Genomic DNA, 2787 nt, shown 5'->3' on the forward strand with positions numbered 1-2787 from the left:
GCGCCGCCTGCACCGCCATGGCCGAGCGCTCGCCGAACGCGCAATAGAACACCAGCGGCCGCGCACTGGCCGAGGCCAGCTCGTTCAGCAGCCCATGCGGGGCCAGGTTCTCGCGCAAATCGGCATAGGGCGCGTGCAGCGAGCCGGGAATGATGCCGTGCCGCTCGCGCTCCGTCCGCTCGCGCAAATCCACCAGCGCGATCGACCGGTCTCCGGCCAGCTGGATCGCCTCCTGCGCGCTCAGCGCCCAGCCCCGTGCCGCCACCGCTTCCTGCGCCAGCCCCTGCTTCATGTTGGCCGGCACCGCCACGTCCATCATCTTGGGGTTCGACAGGCCGAGATTGGCCATCAGGTGCACGTACTCGTCCACCGACTTCACCTGCAGCCGCGGATTGTACCGCCGCTCCTCGCCGATGGTGCTCACCGTGTCGCCCTTGTAGTCGTGCGCCGGGAACACCAGCGTCTCGTCCGGAAGGCGCAGCAGCCGGTTGAAGATCGACTCGTACTGCGCCTTGGCATCCCCGTTCTGGAAATCCGTCCGCCCGGTCCCGCGGATCAGCAGCGTATCGCCCGTGAACACCCGGTCGCCCATCGTGAAGCAATAGGAGTCGTCCGTGTGCCCGGGGGTATAGATCACGTCGAGCTTGAGCCCCTCGATCGTCAGCCGGTCCCCATCCCCGATGCGCATGGAAACGACATCGACCTTGCTCTGCTCGCCCATCACCGTCACGCACTGCGTCCGGTCGCGCAGCGCGCCCAGCCCGGTGATGTGGTCGGCGTGCAAATGCGTGTCCACCGCCTTCACCAGCTTCAGGTCCAACTCGGCCATCAGCTGCAGGTAGCGGTCCACCTTCTCCAGCACCGGGTCAATGATCATCGCCTCGCCCCCGCGCCGGCTGGCCAGCACATAGGAGTAGGTGCCCGACACCTGATCGAAGAGCTGGCGGAAAATCATGCTCTGAGGCTCCTTGTATGCGAACTCTCTTACCAGAGAGTGGGGCTCCGGGAGAAGATTCGTCTCATACCAAACCGCTTGGCCGCGCGCCCGAAAAGGCCGAACATCCGCGCCGGAGGACCCTGCCCCATGAGCCAGCCATCCGAGCCCATCCTGCTGCGCGAGGACGATGGCGGCATCGCCCGCCTCACCCTCAACCGTCCCCAGGCGCGCAACGCCCTGTCGATGGCGCTGATGGAGGCGCTGGACGCCCAGCTCGTCGCCATCGCGGCCGACGCGGCGGTCAAGGTCGTGGTCATCGCGGGCAGCGGCCCCGCCTTCTGCGCCGGCCACGACCTGCGCGAAATGCGATCCCGCCCCGGCCAGGCCAGCGCCGAGGAAACCTTCAAGCTCTGCTCGCGCGTGATGCTGCGCCTGGTGAACCTGCCCAAGCCGGTCATCGCCCAGGTCCACGGCGTCGCCACCGCCGCCGGCTGCCAGCTCGTCGCCTCCTGCGACCTGGCCGTCGCCGCCGACACCGCCCGCTTCGCCACTCCCGGGGTGAACATCGGCCTGTTCTGCTCCACCCCCATGGTCGCACTCTCCCGCGCCGTGCCGCGCAAGCACGCGATGGAAATGCTCCTCACCGGCGACATGATCGACGCCCCCCGCGCCCGCGAGATCGGCCTGGTGAACCGCGTCGTCGCCGAAGCCGACCTCGCCTCCGCCACCCAGTCTCTCGCCGCCCAGATCGCCGCCAAAAGCCCGCTCACGCTCGCCATCGGAAAGGAAGCCTTCTACCGCCAGGCCGACCTCCCGCTGGCCGACGCCTACGCCTATGCCTCCGCGGTCATGACCCGGAACATGATGGCCCACGACGCTGCCGAGGGCATCGACGCCTTTCTCGCCAAGCGGCCGCCGGTCTGGACCGGTACCTAGCCAAGCAAGAATCCTCTTTTTCTGAAGAAAAAGAAGCAAAAAGACTTTCCCGACTTTGCCGGGCAAATGCCAGGATGGAGGAACAACATGGACGCGCAGACCCGCAAGCCCGTCTTCGACCGTACCACGCAAGACGTGGGCAACATGGTCGAACTCGGCCACGTCAACGTCCGGGTGCCCGACCAGCGCATCGCCATCCTGTTCTACATCCAGGGCCTCGGCCTCACCCGTGACCCCTACCTCCAGGTCGGCGTCGATAACATGTGGGTCAATGTCGGCATCAGCCAGTTCCACCTCCCCGTCGGCCCCGCCCAGGTCCTGCGCGGCACCACCGGCCTCGTCATCCCCGACCCCGACGCGCTGGAAGCCCGCCTGCGCGCCGTCGCCCCCCGCCTCGAAGGCACCAGGTTCGCCTATACCCGCAGCGGCGACACCACCGAGGTCACCTGCCCCTGGGGCAACGCCATCCGCGTCCACGCGCCGGACGAAAAACGCTTCGGCCGCATGAACCTCGGCATGCCCTATGTGGAGGTCGATGCGCTCCCCGGCTCCAGCGAGGGAATTGTTCGTTTTTATAAAGAAATAGTTCAGTCCGGCGGCACGGTGGGCGAGGACAACGCAGGAAAGTTCGCCCGCATCCCCATCGGCCTCTCCGAAAGCGTGCTCTACCGCGAAACCCCGCGCGCCAGCGTGCCGTTCGACGGCCACCACATCCAGGTCGCCCTCGCGGACTTCTCCGGCCCGCACCGCAAGCTCGCCGAGCGCGGCCTCATCACCGAGGAATCCAACGAAAGCCAGTACCGCTTCCAGGACATCGTCTGCCTCGACACCGGCAAGGTGCTCAGCACCATCGAGCACGAGGTCCGCTCCATGCGCCACCCCATGTTCGCCCGCCCGCTGGTCAACCGGAACCC

The 2787-nt window shown here is 67.2% G+C and carries 3 protein-coding genes; 2 read left to right on the forward strand and 1 reads right to left on the reverse strand.

From position 1 onward, the window contains the following. Nucleotides 1-955, reverse strand: a 955-nt coding sequence (locus ACE3P6_RS08830) for an MBL fold metallo-hydrolase (protein ID WP_374393882.1), incomplete at its 3' end; no start/stop codon positions are given. A gap of 129 nt (nt 956-1084) precedes the next feature. On the opposite strand from ACE3P6_RS08830, the gene ACE3P6_RS08835 reads away from it, so the two are divergent. Then, the gene (locus ACE3P6_RS08835) at nt 1085-1873 is read left to right on the forward strand and encodes an enoyl-CoA hydratase (protein ID WP_374393884.1); all 789 of its coding nucleotides are present in this window, start codon (nt 1085-1087) and stop codon (nt 1871-1873) included. Nucleotides 1874-1960: 87 nt separating this feature from the next. Then, nucleotides 1961-2787 (forward strand): VOC family protein (locus ACE3P6_RS08840; RefSeq protein ID WP_374393886.1); only part of this gene is annotated, 827 nt, incomplete at its 3' end.

The organism is Tabrizicola sp. (assembly GCF_041911175.1).
Lineage (GTDB): Bacteria > Pseudomonadota > Alphaproteobacteria > Rhodobacterales > Rhodobacteraceae > Tabrizicola.

Coding starts and splice junctions, on each gene's coding strand:
- ACE3P6_RS08835 (WP_374393884.1), top strand. CDS start 1,085: ATGAGCCAGCCATCCGAGCCCATCCTGCTGCGCGAGGACGATGGCGGC.